This window comes from Rahnella sp. RFA10(1/100) (genome assembly GCF_004195115.1).
GTDB classification, from domain to species: Bacteria; Pseudomonadota; Gammaproteobacteria; order Enterobacterales; family Enterobacteriaceae; genus Rahnella; species Rahnella perminowiae.
The window spans coordinates 1-592 of sequence record NZ_SEWR01000026.1 but is presented as its reverse complement, the minus strand read 5'-3'; the positions used below and the strand labels follow the sequence as shown (position 1 = coordinate 592).

1 protein-coding gene is annotated in these 592 nt (G+C 49.5%); it reads right to left on the bottom strand.

All coding sequences use genetic code 11. The features are described from left to right. A partial coding sequence (locus ETV65_RS24745; protein WP_205951644.1) for a diacylglycerol kinase family protein occupies positions 1 to 592 on the bottom strand: 592 nt, incomplete at both ends.

The following is a 592-nucleotide window of genomic DNA, read 5'->3' as shown; positions in this document are numbered from 1 at the left end:
GCATCATCTAAGCTGAGCTGTATGGTTAGAGTGATATCGGCATTCACGGCGCGCCATAAGCCATCGAGGTAGGCAAACTGGCCGAGGGCATTTTTACGTTCACGGTTGGCAGATTCAATCATCTGCTGTTCAAAGCCTATCCCCACAAGTAACAAGACTAATTGTTCATTACAACGAGCTGTATCAATGGCTTGGTAATGCCCTTGGATAATATTGTCCAGCGCCTGAGAGACAGGAATGAGCTTACTGCCTAAACCAAATAGCGCGTGGCTGAGGGCGTTAGTCGTGCCTAACGGAATGATCCCTAAGTCGATGTCGGTGTTCACTATTTCCGATGCCACCTCTGTCACTGTGCCATCGCCGCCGCAGGCGATGATGATATCTGCGCCGCTACTGCGGGCTTTTTTGGCGAAGGTGTTTGCGCTGACATTTTCGCTGGTGAGTTTTAACGTTAGGTCAAAATAGGCTTTTAGTTCGTCTTGGATTTGCTCGCCATATTCTTGCCATTTGCCGCCGCCGGAGACTGGGTTGGCGATAATCCACGCCACTTTGTGGATGTTGATTTTGCCTTGCTTAAGCATGTGTTCAAGGG